We start from the raw sequence: 26,583 nt of genomic DNA on the forward strand, positions 1-26,583 counted from the left end.
TTCAATTAAAAAATTTCCCTTCTGTTCATTAAAAAATGAGCACCACAGATTAATATCTAAGGTACTCATTTTTTTATTATTTATCTTTGATCCGCAGCCCACTCGGCAAATTGAGACCAAATTTCACGTTTCTGACTTTCATCCTTAGCACCCCTTGAAGCTTTAATGGTAGATGCCAATTTTGCTCGTAAAGCTTTTTTCTGGTCAGGAGATAGATTCTTAACTGATTCAGGAACTTGAATTCGGCCTTCCTCCATTCCTCGCGTAGCTAAGCTTAATGTTCCATGTTCATGGCTGTTTTCAACAAACGACCAGATTGGAATAATGATAAAGAGAACCAACGCAATTCTGGGGAAGAAGAAAGCAAGCACAATCAAAATTACGTACGCAGCAATCGAATAGTTGAAATTCCGCGCAAAAATGTAATTGAAAACCTCATGCTGTTTAGAATGTTTACTGTACTTAACCTCAGCAATCTGTGAAACAATGATCCGAAAGACGACTAATAAGATTAACGAAAGGGTCCCGTAAAGCATTACCGTAATTTTTGACGTATCATCCGTCATCAACTTGGTAAAAGTAGGAACCAACGACATGAAGAATAAAAAGATCAAGTCCATTACTACCGTCTTATTCGCCACCCGTTCGGTGTCATTAAAGACCTGAGCGTGTTGATACCACAAGTTGCCAACAAAACAAAAGCTGACCGCATAGATTCCAATGGCCCGAAAGAGCACTAGATAATCAACGCTTCCACCAATCTTCTCAATCGGTAATTCCAATACCATCACCGTAATGATGATGGCAATAATGGCGTCACTGAAGGCGTCCAAACGGTCTTTCATTCTCTTCTTTATCTCACCCATGACCTCACCTGCTTTATTAAATTAACATAATTATAGCACGCCCCATGAGAGAGTTTAAGCACTACATTAAAGTAACCTGATTATATTCGGCATATCCAACGTTAGCGTCAGCACCACCCACGGGCATCTTCTTCATGCTAATCCCAACTTGACTGACGTTCGGATCAAGCAAAATGTTGCGATGACCCCATGGACGGTGATCGAAAGTTTGCGCATCGTTATAGACGTAGAGGTTCAGCATGGTATAAGCACTATCTTCGGCACTAGTATTCTTTAAGGCATTTACCTGACCAATACATTCAGCGTATGGTCTACTATCATTATTATCATGTCCATAACTACTTGGTAAGTTTGAGACAACTTGACCAATGCGCTGGTTGGAAATATCCTGGGCTTCCTTAGTTTGATGAACAGATTTGAGACCACGGGCATTTCGCTCACGATTAAGTAGTGCGATAAATTTGGTTTGATACTCTGTATCAAAAGCTGACTGGTGCGCGGTGCTATATGCTACCGGAGTTGCTTCTTGTTTAATCACTTGTCTATCCGCCTTCTTATGTATTGTTTGCTTCGCTGAAACGGTCATTGGATTTTTAACTTCAAATGGAACACTAACGCCAACCGTTATCATTCCTACCATTAACAAAACGATTACCAATTTTTTCTTGGCATTTTTCATACCTTGACCACCTCTCCTTAGATTTAAATACGATACTTAATCATATTTGAGCTAATCAATTTAATTATTTTGTAAAAGCTAGCAAACTTAATAAATAAAAAAGACTATCATCTAAATGATAGTCTTTAATTAAACAAATTATATAATAATTATTATCAAAAGACAAACGAATGCAGTAATTAATTGATTAGATGCATCACGCTGCCTTCACTTTTAAGGTGTTCCATCTGCCTTGGATCCGTACTTGATGTTCCAATTCAACGTTGCATCATAGTTACCCGTTTTCCCGGTTGCACTTCCAGCATAATTCATTCTGAGATCAAGGCCCTGATGTAATCCCCACTTAATGGGGTTAGTGATCTTACCTTCTTCTTTCTTCCCAGGATAATTATACACCTGTGCGCTCCCAGTTCCGGGCTGCAAAATGGTCGGTTGATTACTCTTTAAATCAAAGTAAGCAAGTGAAAACGGTGAGTTCGGTCTTCCAATCTCGTGGTTATTTTCCGGAGTATTCTCCTGTGACAGCCATACACTGTACGGACTCTTAACTCGTCTGTCATCAGTTAAACTAGCTACTTCATAACCCTTGCTTATGTCAATGGGAGACTTGTTCTTCCCCATCGTTCGCGGTTGTAAATACTGATCCTTAAAGAAGTAATCATTTTGAACACCGTAATCCAGGTCCTGTGGCTGGTTCAAAACTACCGAACCGTTCCAGAAATTGTAGGTTTCCTTTTTACCCTTAAACTTAAGATCATCCCGATTACGATCCGTTCCAGTAAGTTCAGGAATTGAACTCATATTATCCGGATTATTGTCACCTAACTGTAAATCAGCGGTGATATCGGTTACCATTCGTCCATTCATGTCAGGTAAGTTATGAATCGTAATCTTTTTGGCATTCTTAAAATCAGTGTTGGAGTTCTTCCCACTAATCTGGTAGTCCTTCGTATCACTAACCGTATAATCACTTTTACTAATTGGACTTCCATTAACGTTAATATTATTAATGTTCTTAATGCTTGGAACGACAAAGGAATACGAACCATCCTTGAATTCAGTTCCTGCAATCATATTGTGCAGTGAAATCTTATATTGAACCTCACTGTTATTCTTCACGTCGGTCAGATTATTGGTCCAAGTGTTGCCACCATCATTTGACATCTGGTTTTGTAAACTTACTCGTGGTTTGACGTTGTCGTAAGGATTACTCGACATTTCAACGGTAGCTTGGCTTGATTTGACCACTCCGTCATCTGGCGTAGTAAAGTTACTTCCCTTCGCCGTGACGGTATTTTGCTTCGTATTCGGATTTGGATCAGTAATAATGGTTCGAAATCCAACTGAATCTGGCTTCCCATCATCATCAATTGGTTCAATTCCGTTAGGATACTCCGCCACAATCTGATCGTTATCATCAAGACCACGCATCCCTAAGTTAGCGATGTTATCGGTCACCTTAACGTTATCCCATGAATTTCCTAAACCATTGTCCTTGTAATTATAGGTGTCCACCTTATAAAGGATTACATCTCCAACTTTCGCGTTGGTAACACGATCCTTAAAATCATTGGGGTCAATCTGCTTGATCATGTCGTTAGCTGCGTTTTGATCACCATCGTAGGGATCAATATTCTTGTATTTTCCGTCACGTTGTAAGGCACTCAAATCACAAGCTAACTTCTTAACTCCTGGGATTTGCGGAATTTCAGTGTTTGCGATGGCACTGATCATGTTCAATGCCCCAGTGGCACCAGTGAATCCCCACCAAGCATAATCACCCTTAAACTGATCAAGGTTAACGTTCTCGGTGGTAGTGTGTTGATCCACACCACTTACTGGATGACCAGACTTCGGATCATTATAGGTTACCGTTGCGGTTGCATGATCAGACTTAGCGTTTCCATTAGGAGTCCAACTGTTGGGCATCCACTTGTAAGTAACTGGGATCCATGTTCCCTGTCGATTAGTTAATGAGGGAGTTTCACTGTAGTCGTGATGATTAATCCCGATATGATCTTCCCATCTCCGTGAATCAAAGGGACCGGTATATTCATTAGGATAAATGAAGGCCGTATGAGGAATTCCCTTTGGTAACTTGTGATCACTAAAGTCTCCATTATAGTAAGGGTCAAATTCAAACGATAAGGCATTGTGAATAAACTGAGTTCCCAGATAAGCCTTGGTTGGATCCATTCCATGATGGATTTCGGCGGAAGCCTGACGCACGTTTCCGTAAGACCCTAACGATTCACCAGACGACCCGATCGCGTCTGGTTTGTCATTTTGAAGGGTAAAAGTTAATCCATCGGCTAATTTCTTCGTATTCTTCGGGTTCTTCATGTAAATATAAAACTTAATGGTAAATGGCTTCTGTAAATCTACCTGATTTCTCCACCACATGGTTTGTGCCGAATGATCTTCACCGTTGTTATCGGTAACCACCTGAACGTTTGGATACTTCTTCTGAATATCCTCGTTGGGTTGAACCCCTGCAAACATGAACTTATCCATGGCAGGACCCGATTCTGGTGGTTCAGGAATGTTATACGGATTATTAGGATCCGCACTGGCATTCATCATCATGCCACAAATCATGAATAAAGCAGTACACACCACTCCTACTAATAGCTTATAAAGTACTTCTTTTTTTATTTTCATTTTTTCTCAATTCTTTTTATTTTTCTTTTTGTGATATATCATTCGACAAATCCAAAAAATAATCCAAATTTCGACGGTCATCAGAACCGCAATCATTAGCGGTTCATGCGACCTTGCTTGGTTTGATAATTTCAGTGGGGTAAATGTTTGGTGTAATCGGACTTTTTGTTGACCTGATTGGATGTTTACGTCCATTCGGTACTTACCAGTCTGCAAATTTTTATGCGGGATTACACATGCCAAAGGAGTATTCGGCGCGATGTTAATGTCCGGATACTCTTTACTTTGGTATAATCGTCCGCCATGAAAGATTTTCACTCGCATTTTGGCATGTTGAATCAACTGTGGGTAATTATTACTAATCGTAACTTTAAAAGCGTTCGAACAATTATAATTTCCACTCTCAATTTTTGAAATTTTTAAGCGATCTAATTTCAATGCATCCTGCTCACTTAATGAAACCCCAATGACATAACTAGCCAGACTATTGACCTGCTTGCTATTTTCCGCTGGATCAATCCCGGTCGCAGTTATGCCCGCAAGTTCAGTTCCAACGATCTTAGCATTCGTCTTGAGGTAATAACGAACCACTTGATTAGAACTAGGTTGAAGTGTCACTTCTTTTTCAAGTTTCCCAACTACTTGTTTAGAAACGGCACTCCTACGATTTACTAGTGCCTTTGGGTCATCATATGAAATGTTTCCCGTAGGTGTCGTGGTTGCGTTATTTAACGTCAAGCGAACCTTCATTGGATACGCCCCATAATTCTTTAACAGAATGGGTAATTGATACTCATGATTCGGTTTGGCCCGAATGGCAAAGTATTCTTTTCCCTTCTGAAGCGGCAGCCCTCCAAAGATCGGAGTGGCAGAAAATGACGTGTAGTCCTTTGAACTTGCTTGAGAAGTCATTGGTGCAAAGAGACCAATTAACAAAGCTCCAACTAAAATTACACTTTTAATTAGTTTTCGCATTTGAATTTTTTATTTCGAATTTTTAGATTCCAACTTTTTGATGAAATGACGGTTTAGCACAATGAGAAAAGCAATGAACAAGAGGATTGCTCCTGCGACCATTGTTCCCCACTGTAGCATCTGACCGGTCTGAGGCAGCTTACCTTGTTGCTGTCCACTAACAGCGACTGTTGGCGGAATCTTAGTGCCCTGTTTGGCAGCTGGAGCCGGAGTTTCATTAGCCATATTTTGTGGCTTGGGTTGTGGTGTCGGCTCTGGTTGCGGCTTCTGAGGATTTGCTCCAGGTTTAACTGGGCCAACCGGTTTTACATTTTTACCAATCCGAACGGTTGCGTTCGAATTATCCTGACTTTTGGCAAATGAAGTAACGCTTAAACCTAATCCAATTGCGACTAAAACAGTCATTCCAACTAACAATATTGACTTGAAAACTTTAGAATATCGTTTTCTCATTTAAACATCTCCCAACCTACTTTACTTTGGTTGATCGTTTCTTTTATCAAGTTCTGCTTGTTGTTGTGCAATCAAATTCTTTTGTTTTCTGTGTTGACGATATAAGACGTAGCACAAAATTAAGATCAAGATCAACAGGATAATCAAGAGGATGATCCACCACCAGTTCTTGTTGGCGTTGTTAATGGCAGCCTGCGTAATGGTAATGTGGAAATCTTTTTCAATTGTCCACTTATTTCCATTGTTATCAGAAGCTTTCAAACTTAAGTGGTAATTACCCGGTAATAAAGCATTTTTGCCAAATTGATTGGTAAAGTTAAAGTTTGAATTTGGAGCCATACTCAATCCATTTTGATTGGACTTACTCAAAATCTTGCTAGGATCACTCTTACGATAAATCTTGTCTTTGATCTGCATTTGGTTAATCGTAGTGGGTTTTTCGTTTGCTAGCTTAGTGTAAATCACTGGTTGATTAGCAACCTTACCCGGCTTGATCGTTTGTGCTGTCAATTTCGGTTTGATCGGCTGATTATTGTTATCACGCAGATAAACCGGCATTGCCAAGGCAAACTTGTTGTTAACACTGACTCCCTTTAACTTTGCAGCCTCTGGTGGTAATTGTGGCTTAATATATAATCCACCCAAGATGACTCCGTTATAAGTTTTATCAGGTGCTTTCACATTAAAATTAACGTTAGTACTCTTATTTGGTCCCAAATTAATGGTCTGTTTCTTTCCATCTTGAACCAAATCTTTAAACTTATACTTTAAAGTCTTATCAACTGGCAAATTCTTAGTGGGATTTAGTGCAATTGCACCTCCGCCAGAAGTAAATGCTGTCGTTGGTTCAATACTAAATGACTGGGATGACTTTGATAAGTTAACAATATTCAAACTGATTTGCTGGGTTTGACCCGGCTTAGTCTGAACGAAAATTACCCCATCCTGTTTAATTTGATTTTTAGTGTAGTTCGGTTTAACCGCAATTGATGGACCTTGTGAAGCATTCGTTTTCCCGATCCCCATCATTGGAATCATCAAAAAGATTGTTGCAACAGCAAGTAAAAACGGCACCCAGACTTTTTTCAATCTTGATAAAATTACAATCACGTCCTAATTACTTAATTAATTCCCCTATTTACTAAAAAGAAGACAAACCTTACTTGGAATGTCTTCTTCACTGTACAATGCATTATTAAAAATAACTATTAAGCAGTTGGGTTTTGTGGACCAGCAGCATTAAGAGTCCAAGTGATTGGTGCATTGTAGTCAGCAGGATTTACATTAGCTGGCATATTTAAGCTAGCATCAGTGCTCTTTGAGTAATCAACACTAGTTGTACCTAAACCTTGACCAGGTTGTACAGAAAGTACTTGTGAAGCGTTGTTGGCTCCAGCAGTTAATAGTGGCGTATTAACAGGAACGTTATTGTCATTATTTAAACCGCTACCTTGCTTCAATTGAATTCCCCAACCATTACCTTGAGTGTTTTTGCCATCACTAAAGTTACTTAATGCAGCTGTAACGTTGTAACCAGCACCATTTGGTTGATCTTTAACGGCACGACCATCGGTAACAACCAATTGTGGTTTTCCAAGACCAGTTTGGTTATCGTGCAAAGGAATGTTAGTTTGTGGAGTTGATGTGTTAGCAGCTTCACCGAAGTTTAAGTCAGGAACTTCTTGTAAAGTCAAGTATCCAGTTCTTACTTGAACATGGGCATTTGATTCTCCTGATACTGAACCCGTAGTGTCGTTAGCAGTTGTACTAGTGTCTGCTGGTAATGTAGCAGCGTTAGCATTAACGTTACCTACAGCTACTGACAAACCTAAAACGGCTGCTAGTGAAGCCACACCTAAGACCAATTTCTTACCAATATTTGCTTCCATAAAAAACTACCTCCAAAAAATATAAATTTTTGTTGTTACTAAATTACATGTTTGTGATGGCGACGAGCACATTACAAACACATAACTTAATAACATTTTTCACAAGGACATTGCATTACTAAACTGCTAACCCACCCGAAAGCAATGGGAAAGATTCACAATTCTTGTAATTTCTTCACAATGTTCGTCTAAACGCTTTCCACTCGCGCTTCAACATTATTAGTATAACTTATAAATATACTGTTTGGCAAGCTTTGTGAGAAAAAAATAAAAAAATAGTGATGATTTAATAATCATCACTATTTCACTTACTTTTTATTATTCAGTTAGACTAACTCTATCTTAGTACCAACCGTGTGATTGCCAGAATGATTGTGCACCACTCCATGAACCATAACGTGAAGTTACGTATTGGTTAGCAACTCTATCTTGGTTAGCTTGTGAATAGTCACCATTTAAGTATGACTTAGATAATTGGTACTTACCGTAGTAGTTACCATTTGAAGCAGTGTATGATCCACCTGATTCACGTGAAGTGATCCAAGCTTTAGCTGCATCATCGCCGCCATTACTTGAAGTGTTATTATTTTGATAGCTAACACTTTGAGTTGGCTTTACAGTATTAGTTTGTACAGCATAACTTCTTTGGTTAGTTGGTTGTGCTGGTTGAGCATTGTTGGTATTTTGAGCAGCTGGCTTTGCAGCAACGTTAGTTTGTACATTAGCCTTTGGTGCTGGTTGAGTAGTAGCCTGTGGTTTTACAGGTGCTTGAACCTTAGCAGCTGGTGTTTGTACTTGAGCTTGTTGTGCTGGTTGAGCATCAGCTTGTTGTTGTGCAGGTGCTTGAACCTTAGCAGCTGGTGCTTGTACTTGAGCTTGTTGTGCTGGTTGAGCAGCAGCTTGTTGTTTTACAGGTGCTTGAACCTTAGCAGCTGGTGCTTGAACAGCTTTAGTAGTAGTCTTTGGTGCTTGAGCATTAGTAGTTTGTGCTGATTGTGATACTGCGTTTGGAACAGTAACACCAGTTGGGATTACTAATCTTTGACCAACAGTAATTTGGTCAGCATTTTGTAAATGATTAACTTTAGCGATTTCATTTGCAGAAACTTTGTATTGTTGAGCAATTTCTGAAATGGTGTCACCTGATTTAACTGTAACGTTAGTTGAAGCGTGGGTGGTGTTAGCACCTACTGCTAATAAACCTAATGCTGCGGCACTTGATAACACGACTGCTTTAATACTTTTTGACTTCATAATGAATAATCACTCCTAATCTAATATTCTAATTCTAATTTTTTCGTTTTCCGGTATTCTGTTTTTTAACTCGTTGACCTCCTGTATCAATCAACAATATATATACTAACCGCTAAACATTACACACAAATAACACAACGTTTAAGAAATCAGGGGATTTCTGTTATTTTGTAACATTAGTAACATCTTTTGCAACATAACCCCCGATTTTCACGTCATTTTTACCGATTTGGGCCTAAAATTGTCATTTTTGCTCTTTTTTGGGTATAATCTTCATCTTATTTCTCTTCAATTCATTGTAAAAATTCGTTGACAAGTCCATTTTTCGTTAAAATTAATCTTATTTCCCTATTTTTATCCAGTTTCTACCATAGTAATGAAAATTCAAGTAACATAAATGTTTCAATTCCAAAGATGTTAAATCAAATCCATCAAACATTCTATCTTTAAATTAATGCCATTACTATGGTAGAAAACTTTTTAAAATGAACTTTTTAAATTGGCAACTAAATTAACATGACGGGCTTTTAAACCATTTTAAGACCTGTACCAATTTGACCCCTTCAAATTTATTTTAACTTATCCATAATGAAGAAATGCGTCAAGTTAGGAATAGTTTAGATAGCGCTTTCATATGTGAAACAATAAGGAATAAACCACTTTTTTTGGTGGCAGTAGTGTTATATAATTGGTCTTGTATACGAATAACTACAATTATTTAAAGGAGTGAGTATTAATGGCAACTGCTAACCGTGCATTATTTATGCTTTTCGGTGGTACTGGTGACCTCGCCTTGCGAAAGTTATATCCAGCCTTGTTTGAACTTTACAAAAAAGGCAGTATTGACAATCATTTCGCACTGCTAGGTTTAGCTAGAAGACCTCACACCGATGAAGAATTTCAAAAGATGGTTTTGGATTCTATTTCATCAGAAGCAGATAATCAAGAACAAGCTGAAGAGTTTGCTAGTCATTTTTACTTCAGATCTCATGATGTTACCAACGTGGAACATTATCGAGCTTTGAGTAAATTAGCCGACGAACTCGACAAGAAATACGAGCTTGATGGTAATCGAATCTTTTACGTTTCAATGGCACCCCGATTCTTTGGAATCGTTGCTAAAAACTTAAAGGACGAACACGTCCTCTCTGATAATGGTGGCTTTAACCGTTTGGTGATCGAAAAACCATTTGGTCGGGACTACGATTCTGCTGAAAAATTAAATAACGAATTAACAACTGCATTTAAGGAAGATCAAATCTTCCGTATTGACCATTACTTAGGTAAAGAGATGGTTCAAAGCATTCCAGTTATCCGATTTGGTAACCCCATTATTGATGCCGTTTGGAACCATAATTACATCGATAACATTCAGATTACGTTATCCGAAAAACTTGGTGTTGAGGATCGAGCCGGATACTATGATACGGCCGGTGCCCTCCGTGATATGGTCCAAAACCATACCATGCAAATCATGACCCTGCTCGCAATGGACAAGCCAGCATCATTTGTTGATACTGACGTTCGGGCTGCCAAGATTAAAACCTTGGAAAACATGAATTTCTATGACACAGAAGGGGTTAAAGAAAACTTCGTTCGTGGTCAATACGGTGCTGGAAGTGGCTCAGCTGCTTACCGTGATGAACCAGATGTCCCACACGATTCAAACAACGATACGTTTGTTGCCGGAAAAGTTACTTACAAGCTCCCTCGTTGGGAAGGAACTCCTTTCTACGTCAGAACCGGTAAGAAGTTAGCTGCCAAAGCTACTCGAGTTGATGTTGTCTTTAAGAAAGATATCAACAATATTTTTGTCAAAGCAGATTTGCCAGATACTCTTAAAACGAACGTCCTTTCAATCCTAATCGATCCTCGTGGTGGAATTACATTGAGAGTGAACGTTAAAGACTCCAAACAAGGTTTCCATACTGAAACCATTGATCTCGATTATCTTCAAAATGATGCGCGAGCTTCTGAAGTTCCGCAACCATACGAACGTCTCTTCCATGACATTTTAAATGGTGACCACACCAACTTCGCAAGTTGGCCTGAAGTGGCTGCCGCATGGAAGTACGTTGATCCCATTCAAAAGTACTGGGATGAAACCCAACCAGACTTTCCTAACTACGAACCAGGGTCAATGGGTCCAAAAGCCTCTGACGAGTTATTAGCTCGTGATGGGCACAGTTGGTACTTCCCTGAAGAAAAGTAAAGAAAGTGCTTACAATTTTGAAGTTTCTATTTCACAATTCTAATGTGAAATGGTAAACTACTAGTGTAATGAATTAACATATATATTCGAAAAGGAAGGTATATTATGGCTGATAAAAAAGCAAACATCGGTGTTGTTGGTATGGCTGTCATGGGTAAAAACCTTGCCCTCAACATTGAAAGTCGCGGTTACACAGTTGCGATCTACAACCGTACTGCAAGCAAGACTGAACAAGTAATGAAGGATCACGGTGACAAACACTTGATCCCTAGTTACAACGTCAAGGATTTTGTTGAATCAATTCAAAAGCCTCGTACGATCTTATTAATGGTTAAAGCTGGTAAGCCAACTGACGCCGTTATTGATGAATTATTACCATTACTTGACAAGGGTGACACTCTTATCGATGGTGGTAACACTAACTTCCACGATACAATGGCTCGAAGTGAAAAGCTTGCTAAATCAGGTATTAACTTCATCGGAATGGGTGTTTCCGGTGGTGAACTTGGTGCCCTTAAAGGTCCTTCATTGATGCCCGGTGGTCAAAAAGAAGCTTACGACCGTGTAGCTCCAATCTTGGAAAAGATCGCTGCTAAAGCCGAAGATGGCGAACCATGTGTTACTTACATCGGCCCTAATGGTGCTGGTCACTACGTTAAAATGGTCCACAATGGTATCGAATACGGTGATGAAGAGTTAATTGACGAAACTTTCAACCTCTTGAGAAACGCTGCAGGTTACTCAGTTGATGACCTTGCAAAGATCTTCAAAGACTGGGACAAGGGTGAATTAAACTCATACTTGATCGAAATCACTGCTGACATCTTAACTAGAAAAGATGACTTAGGTGACGACAAGAACAAGCCAATCGTTGATGCTATCCTAGACCGTGGTGCCAACAAGGGTACTGGTAAGTGGAGTTCAATCGATGCCTTAGACATTGGTGCCCCTCAATCAGTTATCACTGAAGCTGTTTATGCTCGTTTCATCTCAATGATGAAAGACGAACGAATGGCTGCTTCAAAGGTTCTTCATGGTCCAGCCAAAGAACCTAAGTTCAACAGTGATGAAATCGTTGAAAAGGCTCGTCAAGCATTATACTTCGGTAAAATCATGAGCTATGCTCAAGGTTTCGAACAAATGCGAATGGCCTCAGAACATTACGGTTGGGACTTGAAGTACGATGAATTAGCTAAGATTTGGCGTGAAGGATGCATTATTCGTGCTCAATTCTTACAAAACATCACCGATGCCTTTGACAAAGATCCTAAGTTAACTAACTTGTTAATGGATCCCTACTTCTCAAACATCGCTAATAAGTACCAAGATTCAGCTCGAGAAGTAGTTGCTTTTGCTACTGAAGCTGGTATTCCAGTTCCATCATTATCAGCTGCTATCTCATACTTCGACTCATACAGAGCTCAAGTATTACCAGCTAACTTGCTTCAAGCACAACGTGATTACTTCGGTGCTCACACTTACGAACGTACTGACCGTCCAGGTAACTTCCATTACCCATGGTACAAAGAACAATAAAATCAAACGTTTTAAAAAGATCGACTTTAATAGTCGATCTTTTTCTATATTTTCAGCTAGAAAACAAGCATTCTAGCCTAAAAAGCTGTATTATTATGGTTGTAGTGTATAGTTAAACAATTAGGGAGGAACAAGACAATGTCCGAACGAAAAGTATACAATGATTATTTCTATGACGAACCCGCTTTTAACACCCATGACGGTGGATATATCCCACTTGAGGTGCCTGATGTTCCAGAACATAAACTGAACATCCCCGGGATTCTAAAACCAGACAAGGAAACCGATACCGACATGTGGTATACGGTTGATGCTCAACCTGGTGAAACCCAGATTTTGCCTGGTGAAAAAACTAAAACTTGGGGATATAACTCCAGCATTCTCGGTAAGACCATCATTTTAAAAGAAGGCAAGCACATGCATGTCACCTTGAAAAATGACCTACCGGTTTTGACCACGTTTCACTGGCACGGACTAAATGTTTCCGGTCCGTACGTCGATGGTGGTTGCCATGCTCCTGTTTATCCTGGTACCAGCAATGAAATTGAATTTACGGTGGATCAACCTGCTGCCACACTGTGGCTACACGCTCATCCATGTCCAGAAACCTCTGAACAAGTCTACAAGGGGCTCGCTACCCCAGTAGTTGTTCAGGATGATATTGAATCTAAACTACCTTTCCCAAGAAATTACGGGGTCGATGACATTCCAGTTGTCCTCCAAGATCGTCATTTCCACAAGGGAAATCAATTAAACTACAAAGAAGACTACGATCCTGATGGAGTTCAGGGTCCCACGGCTATGATTAACGGAACCGTTAACCCCTACTTCGACGTTACCACCCAAAAAGTTCGGTTGCGATTCCTTGACGGATCAAATCGACGTGAATGGCGACTTCATTTTGATGATGACTTGAAGTTCACTCAAATTGGTTCCGATGGTGGCATTCTACCTGAACCAGTTGAATTCACTCACTTGATGATGGTTTGTGCCGAACGTGATGAGGTCATCGTGGACTTCAGCGGTTACAAGCCCGGTGACGAGGTTCACCTTTACTCTGATGATATTCCAATCATGACATTTAAGATTCATGAATTTGCACCAGACGACACCAAGTTGCCAGATCACCTCGTTGACATGCCTCCGTTCGCTAAGATCGATAAGGATGCTCCTGTTCATAAGGCAGCAATGTCTGGAATGGATGAATCCGTTGAAATCAATGGCAAGAAGTTCGACATGCAACGCATTGATGACCGCCAAGAAGTTGGTAAAGAGCGGATCTGGGAAGTTTCTAACTCCAACGAAATGGATGGAGGTATGGTTCACCCCTACCACATGCATGGAACGCAATTCCGGGTTCTTTCAAGAAATGGCAAAGATCCTTATCCAAACGAACACGGATGGAAAGATACCATTGGTGTCAATCCTGGCGAAGTCGTTCGTCTGCAAGTTAAGTTCGATTTCCCTGGCGTTTACATGTATCACTGCCACATCACCGAACATGAAGATGGTGGCATGATGCTTCAGATCCAGGCTTATGATAAGCAAGATCCACACAAGAAGTACAAGTTAATGAATATGGATACCCTTTTGAATGCTCTTTCAAAAGAAGAGGGAATTCCTGTAAAGGACTTAGACATCCCCGCAATGAATTCGTACAAAAAGATGGGAATCCACATGTGTTAATTAAATAACATTTAAGACAGTCGCAATTTTGCGGCTGTTTTTTTGTATCTTAGGTTTGACAATGGGCGCGAAACCAAGAATACTAGAACTATCAATTAATTAATAAGGAAAGAAGTGAAAAATCATCTTTTCAATTAGTTCTATTATCATTATGTTGGTAGCTAGTATCTTGGGTGGAATAATGAACGGAATCGTCGGGATGGCCACCGTGGCTTTGTATCCGGCGTTACTTTACGTCGGCGTTCCCCCAATCATTGCCAATGTGACCATTACTGTCGGTCTCTTGTTCAGTGACTTTAGTGCCGTTCTCTCGTCACGACGAGAATTTAAACGCGTGGTTCCCGAAACCATCAAATTTTCCACTTTAATCACGGCCGGAGCCATCGTTGGGGCAATCGTTCTTCTCTTTAGTAGCTCCAAAAGTCTCAAGGAAATCACTCCGGTAGTCATTCTCTTATCTGGAATCTTGATGATGATTCCCAAAAAAGATAACACCCACAAATCAATTTCTAAGATTGTTCTCATCATTTCAGCCATTGCTACTCTGCTAGTTGGGGTCTACGTTGGTTACTTTGGAGCTGGAGCCGGGATTCTGATGACCGCCGTTCTGTCAATCTCAAACGACTATGAATACGCCGAAAACAACGCGGTCAGAAACGTTTCCGCCCTCTGTGCCCATATTGTTACTGTCATTATCTTCATCTTTACGATGAAAATCGAATGGCTCATTGTTCCCTTAATCGCCATTGGACTTTTTATTGGTGGATATCTGGGACCAATCATCGTCAGATACGTTCCATCCAAAGTCATGCGTTACGTTGTTAGTATCTTTGCCATTGTGGTAGCGCTGATTTTAGGTTACCAAGCGTTCTTTTAAATTAATTTCCTAAAGTTGATCAATACCGTCATGACGGTAACTTGTTTCATAATATTCAAGAAATTACAACAAAATGGAATTGAATTTTATCAAGTTTATGATAATATTAATTATAATATGAAGCTTTAAATGGTTCAGAGAAGCCACAAGCATAACATGTTATACATAAATGATTGAACGATTGTGTTCTCATGCTATTTTGTGCGGTGAATCTGGGCCTCGCAGAATTAATGGGAGGACAATTTTTTTATGCCAAAATTGACAAAGTATCAAAGACGAATTACGTGGTCAACCGGAATTGGATTCATCCTTGAGCGAATGGATGCGATGTTCATGTCGCTGGCACTGGCTTCAATCATCATTACTTTACATATCTCAAAGGCTCAGGGTGGCCTTCTTCCAGCCATTACTGCCATCGGTTCTATTTTTGGTGGAATTGGCTTTGGTGCCCTTGCTGATCGCTACGGTCGTGTCAAGACCCTGTGCTGGACCATCATTATCTACGCCATCGGAACGGCCGGAATGGGACTTACCAATTCCTTCTGGATGCTGTGCCTCTTTCGAATTATCATTGGAGTGGGAAACTCTGGTGAATATGGGATCGCCATCACCATGCTAAGTGAAGCCTTCTCCAAAAAATACCTTGGTCGATTATCAGCTGCCGCAGGAGTCTGTGGTCAAGTTGGTTCAATCGTGGCTTCACTATTATCAGCATTTATCCTGCCACGTTTTGGCTGGCACGTGCTCTTCTTCATCGGGATCATTCCCGTCGTTTTAGCCTGGTTTATCAGATTTCATTTACCAGAAAGTAAAGAATTTACCGAAAACCGGGACGCCATTGAAAAGGATCCTAATCGTGACTTCAGCCACTGGACCGAACTCTTCGCTACCCCAGCTGAATGCTTTCTAACGATCAGAATCATGATTATGTTCATGATTCACATTGCTGGATACAACGGTCTCATTAGTTGGTTACCGTCAATTGCCCAAGAACGAATGCACATCTCGGTGGCCGGATCATCACTTTGGATGATTGCCACCATCATTGGGATGTCACTTGGAATCATGTGTTTCGGAATTGTCCAAGATCACCTTGGCAGTCGATTGGCTTACGGAATTTGGCTTTTAGCCGCTGCCGCCTCGGTCTTCTTACTGATCATCGCCCAGAACAAGTTAGAATTCCTGATCGGTGGTGGAATCGTTGGTTTCTGTTCTGACGGAATGTACAGTGGTTACGGCACCATCGTCAGCAAACTCTACCCCACCGAAATCAGAGCCACTGCTAACAACACCATCATGAGCATTGCCAAGAGTGTTGGCAGTTTTTCCACCGTCTTAATCGGATTCTTAATGGACCACTTTAGCCTCATGGCTGTTATCCTATTCTTAAGCGGGATTTACCTCGTTAGTTTTGTTATCATGCTATCAATCAAAGAACTAAAACACGAAAACAAAGCTCCCATAACTACAACTGAAAATGCTGAAAAGGTGGCACAATAATTTGAAAGTTCGAATCTTATCAACCAGCGACGTTCACGGATACGTGTACCCTACGAACTACACCACGCGTGACAACCATTCCTCTCTTGGGATGCTTCAAGCTGGTTCCATCATTAAAAACGCTAAAAAAGATGAAAGGGATGACGAAATCGTCATTGCCGTCGAAAACGGCGACTGGATTCAGGGATCGCCCTTTTCGACTTATTTATCGGAACAAGCTGCGACCAAGCAGGGAATTCTAAGTGAAATCACCGCTAACGTTGGCTACGATGCTGCAACGCTTGGTAACCATGAATTTAACTATGGTCAGGATTACATCAAAAATGCGGAAAGCAAACGCAACTACCCCATCGTGAATGCCAACATTGAGGGCGCAGTTGATAATCAGATTGCCGACCAACCGTATGTAATCATTGAAAAGAAGGGCTTGAAAGTTGCCATTTTAGGACTGACCACTGCCTTCATCCCCAAATGGGAACGGCCTGATAACATTAAGGGTCTTGCGTTTCAATCGGCCTTAGCAACCGCGAAAAAATTCGTACCCGAATTACGTAAACAAGCTGACGTTGTGATCGTTGCTTATCACGGTGGCATCGAAGCCGATCCTCAGACTGGCAAACCAACCGAAAAATACACCTCAGAAAATGAAGGGTACCGGATTGCCACGGAAGTACCTGGAATCGATGGCCTAATCACGGGTCACCAACACCGCCAGCTGGCAGCCAAAATTAACGGAGTACCGTTCACTCAACCCGGCGTCCATGGCAGTGACGTTGGTGAGATTGATTTGGATTTAAATGAACAGAAGCAGATTATTAATAGTTCAAGTCATCTCATATCAACTAAAGATACGCAACCGGACTTCGATTTAATTTCCAGTAATCAGATTGAAGACGAAGTACAGGACTGGCTCGATCAACCCATGGGACAAGCCACTGGGGCCAGTATGATCATCAATGATCCGATGAAAGTTCGGACGAACAACCATCCCTACATTGATTTCATCAACAAGGTGGAAATGGACGCGATGGGAGTCGACATTGCTGGAACTGCCCTCTTCAACGATGACATCAAGGGGTTTCATCATGACATCTCGATGCGCGAAATCATCAATGGTTATAGTTATCCCAACACTATCATGGCTGAGGCAATCACTGGTGCCGAGTTGAAACGAGCACTCGAAAAATGTGCGGCGTTCTTTAAGCTGCAAGATGGCAAAATCATCATTGATCCAAAGTTTGTGGCACCAAAGATGCAACTTTTTAACTATGATATCTACAGTGGCATTGACTACGAGTTCGATGTCTCAAAGCCAGTTGGAAAACGGGTCGTTAAACTGAATTACCATGGAAAACCCGTTACTGCTGATCAAAAACTTCGAATTGCCTTAAATAATTACCGGGCCATTGGCGGTGGCGACTACGATATGTTCAGTGCTAAGAAGGTCGTAAACGAAAGCCCAGATAGTGCCTCGGACTTAATCGTTAAGTACTTAAAAAAGCACGATCCGTATGAAGCCACTACGCCACACAATTTAAAGGTTACGAAATAAAAAGAGTTTCCAACGTTAAAATTGGAAACTCTTTTTGTGTCTACTCGTCTTCGTTAATAATCTTATTGATAAACTCCTTAGTTCGCTCATTTTCTGGATGGTCAAACAACTGGTCAGGGGTATTTTTCTCTTGAATGTAACCGTCCGCCATGAACCAGACTTCGTCAGCAACCCTTTTAGCAAACCCCATTTCATGGGTAACGACGACCATTGTCATCCCCTCGTTCGCTAATTCCTGCATTACCTCAAGCACTTCCCCAACCATCTCGGGATCAAGCGCACTCGTTGGCTCATCAAACAGCATTACCTGCGGATTCATTGCCAGAGCTCGTGCCATGGCCACCCGTTGGGCTTGTCCACCTGAAAGACTGGAAGGATAGACATTCGCCTTTTCTTTTAATCCCACTCGGTCCAACAATTTAAGCGAAACTTCAGTAGCTTCTTGGTCCCTCATGTGCTTTACTTTTTTAGGCGCAAGCTTCATGTTATCTAACACCGTCATGTTAGGGAAAAGATTGAAACTCTGGAAGACCATCCCAATTCGTTCACCAAGCGTGGCCACTTCTTTATGGGTGAATTTGGTTAAGTCTTTGCCATCGAAGATAATTTGTCCACTAGTGGGTTGTTCTAGCATATTAAGGCAACGAAGAAAGGTACTCTTTCCAGATCCAGATGGACCAATCACACAGATCACCTGCCCGGTTTGAATGTTTCCGTTAATGCCCTTCAAAACTTCATTTTCGCCGAAACTTTTCTTTAAATCATTTACCTGAATTAATGCTTGCTCATCATTCTTAGTCATGGTTCATCCTTCTTTCAAAGTAGTTTAGTACTCGAGACAACGAGAACGAGAGGATGAAGTACAGTATCATGGCGACTGCGATTGGAGCTACCCCTCTGTAAGTATCGGCACGCACGATGTTTAGTTCGTAGACGATTTCGGTCACTCCGATAATGGAAACGATCGAACTGTCCTTGATGATGGTAATAAATTCATTGCCAAGGGCGGGCCAGATGTTCTTGAAAGCCTGAGGCAAGATGACCGAGGCCATCATGTCTTTCTTGGATAGTCCCAGACTTCTAGAAGCTTCCGATTGTCCCTTGTCAACGGCGTTAATCCCACCTCTGATAATCTCACTGACGTACGCGCCACTGTTCAGTGAGACGGCAATGATTCCGGCGGTCAATGCGGGAATGTTAACTAAAACTCCCAGTCCGAAATAAACGAACAGGACTTGTACCATCATTGGGGTTCCTCTGACAAATTCCGTGTACGCAATTGAGGGCCAACTTAAGAACTTGTACTTGGAGAGTCGCATCAAAACCAAGATAATTCCGAGGATAATCCCAAAGAAGACGGAAACAACTGAGATGATTAACGTATACCCAACCCCAGTGGCAAAGTACTTCCAGTAGTGCCACATTGAGGTATTATTGGTGTTAACTTTCATGTGCTTTCCGGCGTCCTTAAGGTACTGTGGGATTAAATTCTTTTTGTTGATTTGATCGATACTCTGATTAACGGCGTTGACCAAGGAAGTGTTCCCTTTTTTAAATGCAATTGCGGTCCCAACGTCATTTTTGTTTAACTTGTATCCTGAATCAATGGCCTTTAAATCGTGGTCATTAGCGACGTAGGCCTGGGCGACTGGTTTTTCCACTCCGACAGCCGCTACTTTATGGGTCTTAAGGGCGAGAACCAGATCGGGTGTTTTGTCCATTCCAACAACGTGGGCGTTGGGGATGTCTTTTTTAGCTAAACTCTGTTGCAAAGTCCCGGTCTGAGTTCCGACCTTCTTGCCCTTTAAACTATTCTTATTTTTAATTTGACCAGCATCATTCTTGTTGATTAAGAAGTCTTGACCACCACTGTAATAAATCTTGGAAAAATCAGCATTCTGCTTCCGTTCGGGAGTGGGATTAATGCCACCAATGGCCATGTCAATCTTACCGGACTGAACGGCCACAAGCAGCGATTCAAAACTCATATTCTTAATCTTTAGTTTAACGTGGAGGTTCTTGGCAATTTGTTTGGCAATGTCGATATCCATCCCGACATCCTCCTGATTGCCGCCCTTATTTACCTGAAACTCAAACGGTGGGTAGTCCGGTGCCGTTCCCACCGTCAAAGTTCCTGACTGTTTGACTCGGTTCAATGATTGATCGTCAGCATGTGCTGGTCGTCGTGCTAGTAAACTCCCCATTCCAACTATGACAACGACTAACAACAACTGCATGACTGTCTTTAACTTCGACTTGCTCATTGAACTTCATCTCCTTAAGGTTTTCTTAATTAATTTTTCAAAGTGTACCACCTGTGAAATTAATTGCAAATCTAATTTAAGTTTATTTAGTAACAAAGAAGCAAAAAAGACTGAAGCCATGCGACCTCAGTCTTTTTTATTAATTATTTTAATTCATGCTTAGCGCGCTCGATTTGCGCTCTAACCTGCTTAAATCCAGTTCCACCTTCCGAGTTGCGACGCTTTACGGCTACTTCAGGGTCTAACTCCCTGTAAACATCATTTTGGATTACAGGTGAGGCTTTTTGTAACTCTTTCAGACTCATGTCCTGCAAATCCCGATGCGTTTGAATACAGTTTAGGACCAACTTTCCAACGATTCCGTGAGCTTGCCTGAACGGAATGCCCTTCGCTGCCAAGTAATCAGCAAGTTCAGTGGCGTTTGACAAGTCATGCCTGGTACTATCACGCATCTTGTCCTTATTGACTTTCAGCGTTGCAATCATCCCGTTAAAGACTTTCAAGGCGGGGAGCACGGTCTTCACCGCATCGAAGACACCCTCTTTGTCTTCCTGTAAATCCTTATTGTAGGCGAGTGGTAGTGATTTCATGGTTGCAAGTAGTCCCATTAAATCGCCGTAGACTCGTCCCGTCTTACCACGAATTAGCTCCGCCATGTCAGGATTCTTTTTCTGGGGCATGATGGAACTTCCCGTCGAATACTCGTCACTGATTTCGAGGTACTGAAACTCATAACTGACCCACATGCTAATTTCCTCACAGAAACGGGACAGGTGCATCATCAAGATGGAACAGTTACTTAAAAACTCCAACGCAAAGTCTCGATCGGACACGGCGTCTAATGAATTCGCATAGACCTCGTCAAAACCAAGTTCTTTGGCAGTATACTGACGGTCAATTGGAAAAGTGGTTCCGGCTAACGCAGCTGCCCCTAGTGGCAACATGTCGGTATGCTTTTCGTTGAACTCAAATCGTTCCCTGTCCCGTTTAAGCATCTGATAATAGGCCATTAGATAGTGTCCGTATGAGATGGGTTGGGCATGTTGAAGATGCGTATACCCTGGCATGATGGTCTCAACGTTTTCCTCCGCCATCTTAACCAGTGTCTTCTGTAGGGTCGTAATTTCATCAATAATTTTTGGGAGGCGCCTCTTTAAGTACAGGTGAAAATCAGTAGCAACCTGGTCATTTCGCGAGCGAGCCGTGTGCAATTTTCCAGCAACTGGTCCAATGCGATCGGTGAGAATCTTCTCAATATTCATGTGAATATCTTCGTTCTCTTTGGAAAACTTAACTTTCCCCGCATGGAGATCCTTTTGGATTCCCTCTAGACCAGCCACGATCTGTTTCACATCCCCAGCCGAAAGAATGCCGGTCTTTTCCAGCATTTTAACGTGTGCCAGGGATCCCTCAATATCCTCGTCAGCCATTAACTGGTCAAAGGAAATGGAGGAACCAAAATCGTCAACTGACTCATCGGGCTGTTCGGTAAAACGGCCGCCCCATAATCGATCGCTCATTTGCTCTGGTCCTTTTGTTTGGCGTTCTTGATCTGCACTTGAGAATTAACCTTAGTTGGCAGACCCCACAACTTGATAAAGCCCTTGGAAGCTACCTGATCAAATGAATCCGATGAGGTGTAAGTAGCGAGATCCTTATCGTAGAGTGAATTCTGCGACTTTCTGCCAAGCACGGTAACGTTACCCTTAAAGAGTTTGACCCTGACTACACCGCTGACGTTCTTTTGGGAATCCTTCAAGAAGGCTTGAAGTGATTCCATCAGGGGTGAGAACCAAAGACCATCGTAAATGACTTCACTGATTTCATTTTCAACCAATGGTTTAAAGTGAGCTAAACCCCTTTCAAAGGTTAGATCTTCTAACTCTTTGTGGGCTTTCATCAATACCTCAGCTCCGGGAGTCTCATAGACTTCTCTGGACTTGATTCCGACTAATCGGTTCTCAATGTGGTCAATTCGACCAATCCCATTTTCACCGGCAATGGTGTTGAGCTTCTGAATAATCTCAGAGAATTTCATTGGTTTCCCGTCTAAAGCAACTGGTAATCCCTTTTTAAAGGTAATTTCTAATTCGGTTGGTTCATCAGGAGTATCTTCAACCGGTTTGGTCATATCATACGCGTCTTCGGGAGCACTCACCCATGGATCTTCCAACACTCCAGCTTCGTTCGCACGACCCCAGATGTTACTGTCAATTGAGTAAGGAGAATTGAGATCGATTGGAATATCGATATTGTGATCCTTAGCATAAGCAATCTCGTCTTCTCTAGACCAGTGCCAGTCACGAACTGGACTTAACACGTCTAAGTCGGGAGCAAGGGCATGAATAGCAACTTCAAATCGGACTTGATCGTTTCCCTTTCCGGTACAACCGTGTGCAATTGCGTCAGCGCCCTCTTCTTTGGCAACTTCAACCAATTTCTTGGCAATCAATGGACGTGACAAGGCCGAAACAAGTGGGTAAGCACCTTCGTACATGGCGTTCGCCTGTAAGTCGACCGAAGCATAGTCGTCAGCAAATTCATCCTTAGCGTCAATAACGTATGAGCGGACAGCTCCCACCTTTAGCGCTTTATTTTTAATGAATTCTGGATCCTTGTTTTCACCGACGTTAATGCAGGTTGCGATAACGTCGTATCCCTTATCAGTTAACCAGGCAATGGCAACTGAGGTATCAAGACCACCAGAATATGCTAGAACAACTTTCTTCTTTTTATCTGACATTACTAATTCACCCTTTTCTTTTTAAGATTGCTCTAAGAGTACTCCACCGATATTGATTTTTCAACCACCTTTGGTAAAAAAATCACATAAGGAGAAATTAAAGGTTCTCTTCAATTTCCTGATCACTATCATCCGGGAGCTTCGAATCGGCATGACGCATCCCGTAAACAAAATAGATGATAACCCCAATTAAGAACCAAACGGCCGAGTAGATTTTAGCTTGGACATCCAATCCCATGAAAACGGCAAATGAACCAAGAAAACCGAGAATGGGCAAAACTGGATAGAATGGTTCTTGATATGAAGCTTTTGGCAAGGTTTTCCCTTCCCGTCTTCTCAGTGGATACATGGCAAGTGAAACAGCCATAAAGGCGATCAGAGTCCCAGCTGAAATTAATTGAGCTAGGAAGGTAAATGGGAAGATTGCTCCCAGAATAATTCCAATGATGGTGATAATCCACAGTGCGTTGCTTGGGATCTTTTTCTTATTTACTTTTCCCACCATTTTGGGCAGCATCTTGTCACGACCAAACGAGTAGATCAAACGGGATCCTGCCATCATCATTCCAATCAAAGCTACCAGCATCCCACAAACGGCAACAGCTTGAACGACTGTCGCAATAATGGTGTGCCCGCTTTCTCTAAGAGCCCAGCCAACTGGTTCAGCATTATTCGCGTACATGGTGTATTTGAACATTCCGACCATCACAAGTGAGACACAAACGAAGAAGATGGTAGCAATTATCAAAGAACCAATGATCCCTCGTGGCATCGTTTTTTGCGGATTCTTAGCTTCGGCGGAGTTGGAAGCAATTGAGTCAAAACCAATGTATGAAAGAAAAATCGTTGAAATGCCAGCGTAGATTCCTTGCCAGCCACCAAAGACGGTTCCATCCGGATTCGGATGACTCTTGGGGAAAAACGGCACGTAGTTTTGGGCTTTGATCGCCGTTGCGCCCACCACAATAAAGGCAACGATTGCCAATAACTTCAAAACCACCAAGATATTAGACACTTTAGTGGTCTGACGATCGCCTCTTAACAGGATGTAAGTGACGAGCGCCACCACGATCACAGCAATAATATCAATCACACCACCATTAGTTCCAAGCGGTGACGCCAGAGCTTTCGGTAATGCAATTCCTAGCGGAGAAATCAGACCTTGAACGTTGGACGAGAGTCCGGCCGCCACGAAGGCCACGGCAATTAAATATTCGGCTAGGAGCGCCCAACCAACGATCCATCCCCAGAACTTCCCAAACAAAACGGAGATCCAAGAATAGGCTGATCCCGCAAACGGTAGGACAGAAGCCATTTCGGCGTAGTTCATGGCCACCAGTCCGGCGACCAAAGCGGCTAAGATAAAGGGAACCACCACGGCAGGTCCAGTATACTTAGCGGCCACAATTCCAGGTAACGTGAAGATTGAGGTCGAAAGAATCGTTCCAAGTCCCAGTGCTAAGAAATCTTTAACGGTCAACGTTTTTTCCAAATTTTTATCTTTGGCCATATAAAAATGAAAATTAACTTTTTCATTCATTTTTTTCCAAATATTTTTCATGTCCCAAACTCCTTCGATTTTCAACGTATTAGTTGATAGATGAATGCACGCTTCCTTAATTGCCACTGATCACTCCCTTTGAAATAAAAAAGTCCCCCAGTTTCAATAACTGGAGGACAAATATCATTAACCCCCACAGCTATTGACGAAAAACTGTGAGGACTCGAAGAAGAAGTTAGCTCTGACTGAAAAGCATCTTATTATCCACACAATTTTTGATGATTAATGTGACTAAGACGAATAATAAAATGCTAATCAAGTAAAATGCAGTTGTAGTCATCGCTGAAACTTCCTTTCATTAGTTTTATTGATTGTAAGTTGAAATGAGTAGTTCTGTCAATAACTTTTTATCAATTTCTTAATCAATGAGTAAATAAAAACTGAAATCGGAATAAGATCTGATTTCAGCTTTTATTTTTATGCTTTTTTCGCTTTAACTTGCTTAACGTAATTGTCAGCTTGTTTACGGTTAAATTCATGTTCGGAGCTGCCAACTACCACAGTGGCAAGTGAATTACCCACCACATTAACTGCCGTTCTTCCCATGTCAATGAAACGATCAATTCCCGCAATAAAGGTCAAACCGGACATTGGAACTCCAATGGTTGAAATGGTGGCAAGTAATACCACAAATGATGCTCCGGGAACTCCCGCCATCCCTTTTGAGGTAATCATCAGAACAATCAGTAACGTCACTTGTTGTCCAATTGATAGGTGAATATTGTAAGCCTGCGCTAAAAAGAGGGCCGCTAGTGACTGATAAATGGCTGATCCATCAAGGTTAAAGGTGTATCCAGTCGGGATTACGAACGAAACGATCGAAGGACTGACCCCAAAATGGTCCATTTTTTGAATCATCTTTGGCAGGACAGCCTCTGAACTGGCAGTTGAAAACGCCAAGACAATTTCATTTTTAATGACCGCTAGTAGATCGGAGAGTTTAAAGTGACACAGTCGTGCCACAATTCCCATCACTACCAGTACAAAGATTAACATGGTTAAGTAGACCAAGAACACAAAGTAACCCAGCGGTAGTAAAGCTTTAATTCCAAGTTCTGCTAGAGTCACTCCGATTAGGGCACACACTCCAATGGGAGCCAGGTGCATCACCCAGTTCGTGATTTTAAACATCACTTCTGAGACAGCACTCATGAAGTTAATGATGATCTGTCCCTTTTCACCAATTGCTGCCGTTCCGAGTCCAAAGAAAACTGAAAAGACGATAATGGGCATCATATCGCCCTTACTAAGTGAAGCGAAGATATTTGTAGGAATCAGGTTCATGATCATAGACCAAATTCCGGTGTTTTTCGACTGTTTGGCAGTCGCTATGTATTGACTAATGTCAGTTGATCCATGAATTTGATGCACATTAATATAGGTTCCTGGATGAGTGATGTTGGCGACGAAAAGGCCCAGAATGATGGCTACGGTCGTCATTAATTCAAAGTAAACCAGGGTTTTAATTCCAATCCGACCAACCTTTTTGATGTCACCCATTCCTGCAATTCCGACCGTTAGACACGAGACCACAATGGGCAAAACGATCATTTGAATCAAACTAATGAACATTGTTCCAACGTTTTGCATCACATTGATGGCAGTCTTATTTTGATAAAAAATAACCCCAAAGAATATTCCTAAAAATAATCCAAATACGATTTGCCAACCGAGTGAAAAACGATACCAACGTTGCTTTTTCATGTAAACCACCTCTTAGCTTAATTATTGGTAATTATACACCCACTTTTGGGCACAAAAAAAGAGCTTCTAACCAAATGGTTAAAAACTCTGGGTTGCGTGGCAACGTCCTACCCTTGCAGGGGGCGATCCCCCAACTACTCTTGGCGTGCTGAAGCTTAACTTCTGTGTTCG

At 41.6% G+C, this 26,583-nt stretch carries 20 protein-coding genes; 6 read left to right on the forward strand and 14 right to left on the reverse strand.

Annotation, left to right across the window (positions count from 1 at the left end; all coding sequences use genetic code 11):
* Positions 1–80: 80 nt before the first annotated feature.
* The 8 genes from AC6UD2_RS06300 to apf all read right to left on the reverse strand — a co-directional run bounded on the left by AC6UD2_RS06300 (position 81) and on the right by apf (position 8,777).
* Positions 81–866 (reverse strand): TMEM175 family protein, encoded by a 786-nt coding sequence (locus tag AC6UD2_RS06300; protein ID WP_052236641.1) that lies wholly within the window; start codon positions 864–866, stop codon positions 81–83.
* A 61-nt stretch (positions 867–927) separates the two neighbouring features.
* Entirely contained in the window at positions 928–1,545 is a 618-nt protein-coding gene (locus tag AC6UD2_RS06305; protein ID WP_500698359.1) for a CAP domain-containing protein, read from the reverse strand.
* A 213-nt stretch (positions 1,546–1,758) separates the two neighbouring features.
* Positions 1,759–4,206: a lectin-like domain-containing protein gene (locus AC6UD2_RS06310; protein WP_500698360.1), complete on the reverse strand. Its 2,448-nt coding sequence runs from the start codon at positions 4,204–4,206 to the stop codon at positions 1,759–1,761.
* 6 nt (positions 4,207–4,212) lie between these two features.
* Entirely contained in the window at positions 4,213–5,181 is a 969-nt protein-coding gene (locus AC6UD2_RS06315) for a WxL protein host-binding domain-containing protein (RefSeq protein WP_500698361.1), read from the reverse strand.
* Positions 5,182–5,190: 9 nt separating this feature from the next.
* Positions 5,191–5,634 (reverse strand): LPXTG cell wall anchor domain-containing protein, encoded by a 444-nt coding sequence (locus AC6UD2_RS06320; RefSeq protein ID WP_500698362.1) that lies wholly within the window; start codon positions 5,632–5,634, stop codon positions 5,191–5,193.
* 21 nt (positions 5,635–5,655) lie between these two features.
* Complete coding sequence (locus tag AC6UD2_RS06325) at positions 5,656–6,723, reverse strand: WxLIP family cell surface protein (RefSeq protein WP_500698363.1); 1,068 nt, start codon at positions 6,721–6,723, stop codon at positions 5,656–5,658.
* 119 nt (positions 6,724–6,842) lie between these two features.
* The gene (locus tag AC6UD2_RS06330; RefSeq protein ID WP_039145156.1) at positions 6,843–7,523 is read right to left on the reverse strand and encodes a WxL domain-containing protein; all 681 of its coding nucleotides are present in this window, start codon (positions 7,521–7,523) and stop codon (positions 6,843–6,845) included.
* Between the two features lie 342 nt (positions 7,524–7,865).
* On the reverse strand, positions 7,866–8,777 hold the full coding sequence (gene apf, locus AC6UD2_RS06335) for an aggregation-promoting factor (RefSeq protein WP_500698364.1): 912 nt from the start codon (positions 8,775–8,777) through the stop codon (positions 7,866–7,868).
* Between the two features lie 736 nt (positions 8,778–9,513).
* Here apf and zwf point away from each other — a divergent pair.
* The 6 genes from zwf to AC6UD2_RS06365 all read left to right on the forward strand — a co-directional run bounded on the left by zwf (position 9,514) and on the right by AC6UD2_RS06365 (position 18,140).
* On the forward strand, positions 9,514–10,989 hold the full coding sequence (zwf, locus tag AC6UD2_RS06340; protein WP_500698365.1) for a glucose-6-phosphate dehydrogenase: 1,476 nt from the start codon (positions 9,514–9,516) through the stop codon (positions 10,987–10,989).
* Between the two features lie 105 nt (positions 10,990–11,094).
* Positions 11,095–12,525: an NADP-dependent phosphogluconate dehydrogenase gene (gnd, locus tag AC6UD2_RS06345; protein ID WP_500698366.1), complete on the forward strand. Its 1,431-nt coding sequence runs from the start codon at positions 11,095–11,097 to the stop codon at positions 12,523–12,525.
* A 138-nt stretch (positions 12,526–12,663) separates the two neighbouring features.
* Positions 12,664–14,211 carry a multicopper oxidase family protein gene (locus AC6UD2_RS06350; protein ID WP_500698367.1) on the forward strand — a complete coding sequence of 516 codons (1,548 nt, stop codon included), beginning with the start codon at positions 12,664–12,666 and terminating at the stop codon, positions 14,209–14,211.
* Positions 14,212–14,362: 151 nt separating this feature from the next.
* Complete coding sequence (locus AC6UD2_RS06355) at positions 14,363–15,088, forward strand: sulfite exporter TauE/SafE family protein (protein WP_500698368.1); 726 nt, start codon at positions 14,363–14,365, stop codon at positions 15,086–15,088.
* Positions 15,089–15,337: 249 nt separating this feature from the next.
* Positions 15,338–16,588: an MFS transporter gene (locus AC6UD2_RS06360; protein WP_500698369.1), complete on the forward strand. Its 1,251-nt coding sequence runs from the start codon at positions 15,338–15,340 to the stop codon at positions 16,586–16,588.
* Position 16,589: 1 nt separating this feature from the next.
* The gene (locus tag AC6UD2_RS06365) at positions 16,590–18,140 is read left to right on the forward strand and encodes a bifunctional metallophosphatase/5'-nucleotidase (RefSeq protein WP_500698370.1); all 1,551 of its coding nucleotides are present in this window, start codon (positions 16,590–16,592) and stop codon (positions 18,138–18,140) included.
* Positions 18,141–18,180: 40 nt separating this feature from the next.
* Here AC6UD2_RS06365 and AC6UD2_RS06370 read toward each other — a convergent pair whose 3' ends face one another.
* The 6 genes from AC6UD2_RS06370 to AC6UD2_RS06395 form a co-directional block, all read right to left on the reverse strand.
* The gene (locus AC6UD2_RS06370) at positions 18,181–18,942 is read right to left on the reverse strand and encodes an amino acid ABC transporter ATP-binding protein (protein ID WP_500698371.1); all 762 of its coding nucleotides are present in this window, start codon (positions 18,940–18,942) and stop codon (positions 18,181–18,183) included.
* Positions 18,935–20,404, reverse strand: a complete 1,470-nt coding sequence (locus AC6UD2_RS06375) for an ABC transporter substrate-binding protein/permease (protein ID WP_500698372.1) — start codon at positions 20,402–20,404, stop codon at positions 18,935–18,937. Before AC6UD2_RS06375 ends, AC6UD2_RS06370 begins: the two co-directional genes overlap by 8 nt.
* A gap of 143 nt (positions 20,405–20,547) precedes the next feature.
* The gene (gene argH, locus AC6UD2_RS06380; protein ID WP_500698373.1) at positions 20,548–21,924 is read right to left on the reverse strand and encodes an argininosuccinate lyase; all 1,377 of its coding nucleotides are present in this window, start codon (positions 21,922–21,924) and stop codon (positions 20,548–20,550) included.
* Positions 21,921–23,147, reverse strand: coding sequence for an argininosuccinate synthase (locus tag AC6UD2_RS06385; protein ID WP_500698374.1), 1,227 nt, complete (start codon positions 23,145–23,147; stop codon positions 21,921–21,923). Before AC6UD2_RS06385 ends, argH begins: the two co-directional genes overlap by 4 nt.
* Positions 23,148–23,244: 97 nt before the next feature.
* Positions 23,245–24,708, reverse strand: a complete 1,464-nt coding sequence (locus AC6UD2_RS06390) for an APC family permease (protein ID WP_500698375.1) — start codon at positions 24,706–24,708, stop codon at positions 23,245–23,247.
* A gap of 417 nt (positions 24,709–25,125) precedes the next feature.
* Positions 25,126–26,412 (reverse strand): cation:dicarboxylate symporter family transporter, encoded by a 1,287-nt coding sequence (locus AC6UD2_RS06395; RefSeq protein WP_500698376.1) that lies wholly within the window; start codon positions 26,410–26,412, stop codon positions 25,126–25,128.
* Between the last annotated feature and the right edge of the window lie 171 nt (positions 26,413–26,583).

This window comes from Fructilactobacillus sp. X2R5C2 (assembly GCF_059901375.1).

What these genes read in the sequence shown, in the direction of transcription:
- AC6UD2_RS06310 (WP_500698360.1), bottom strand. Translation starts at nt 4,206, where the DNA reads ATGAAAATAAAAAAAGAAGTACTTTATAAGCTATTAGTAGGAGTGGTG.
- AC6UD2_RS06315 (WP_500698361.1), bottom strand. Translation starts at nt 5,181, where the DNA reads ATGCGAAAACTAATTAAAAGTGTAATTTTAGTTGGAGCTTTGTTAATT.
- AC6UD2_RS06385 (WP_500698374.1), bottom strand. Translation starts at nt 23,147, where the DNA reads ATGTCAGATAAAAAGAAGAAAGTTGTTCTAGCATATTCTGGTGGTCTT.
- argH (WP_500698373.1), bottom strand. Translation starts at nt 21,924, where the DNA reads ATGAGCGATCGATTATGGGGCGGCCGTTTTACCGAACAGCCCGATGAG.
- AC6UD2_RS06375 (WP_500698372.1), bottom strand. Translation starts at nt 20,404, where the DNA reads ATGAGCAAGTCGAAGTTAAAGACAGTCATGCAGTTGTTGTTAGTCGTT.
- AC6UD2_RS06320 (WP_500698362.1), bottom strand. Translation starts at nt 5,634, where the DNA reads ATGAGAAAACGATATTCTAAAGTTTTCAAGTCAATATTGTTAGTTGGA.
- apf (WP_500698364.1), bottom strand. Translation starts at nt 8,777, where the DNA reads ATGAAGTCAAAAAGTATTAAAGCAGTCGTGTTATCAAGTGCCGCAGCA.
- AC6UD2_RS06370 (WP_500698371.1), bottom strand. Translation starts at nt 18,942, where the DNA reads ATGACTAAGAATGATGAGCAAGCATTAATTCAGGTAAATGATTTAAAG.
- AC6UD2_RS06350 (WP_500698367.1), top strand. Translation starts at nt 12,664, where the DNA reads ATGTCCGAACGAAAAGTATACAATGATTATTTCTATGACGAACCCGCT.
- zwf (WP_500698365.1), top strand. Translation starts at nt 9,514, where the DNA reads ATGGCAACTGCTAACCGTGCATTATTTATGCTTTTCGGTGGTACTGGT.
- AC6UD2_RS06305 (WP_500698359.1), bottom strand. Translation starts at nt 1,545, where the DNA reads ATGAAAAATGCCAAGAAAAAATTGGTAATCGTTTTGTTAATGGTAGGA.
- AC6UD2_RS06355 (WP_500698368.1), top strand. Translation starts at nt 14,363, where the DNA reads ATGTTGGTAGCTAGTATCTTGGGTGGAATAATGAACGGAATCGTCGGG.
- gnd (WP_500698366.1), top strand. Translation starts at nt 11,095, where the DNA reads ATGGCTGATAAAAAAGCAAACATCGGTGTTGTTGGTATGGCTGTCATG.
- AC6UD2_RS06395 (WP_500698376.1), bottom strand. Translation starts at nt 26,412, where the DNA reads ATGAAAAAGCAACGTTGGTATCGTTTTTCACTCGGTTGGCAAATCGTA.
- AC6UD2_RS06330 (WP_039145156.1), bottom strand. Translation starts at nt 7,523, where the DNA reads ATGGAAGCAAATATTGGTAAGAAATTGGTCTTAGGTGTGGCTTCACTA.
- AC6UD2_RS06390 (WP_500698375.1), bottom strand. Translation starts at nt 24,708, where the DNA reads ATGAAAAATATTTGGAAAAAAATGAATGAAAAAGTTAATTTTCATTTT.
- AC6UD2_RS06360 (WP_500698369.1), top strand. Translation starts at nt 15,338, where the DNA reads ATGCCAAAATTGACAAAGTATCAAAGACGAATTACGTGGTCAACCGGA.
- AC6UD2_RS06300 (WP_052236641.1), bottom strand. Translation starts at nt 866, where the DNA reads ATGGGTGAGATAAAGAAGAGAATGAAAGACCGTTTGGACGCCTTCAGT.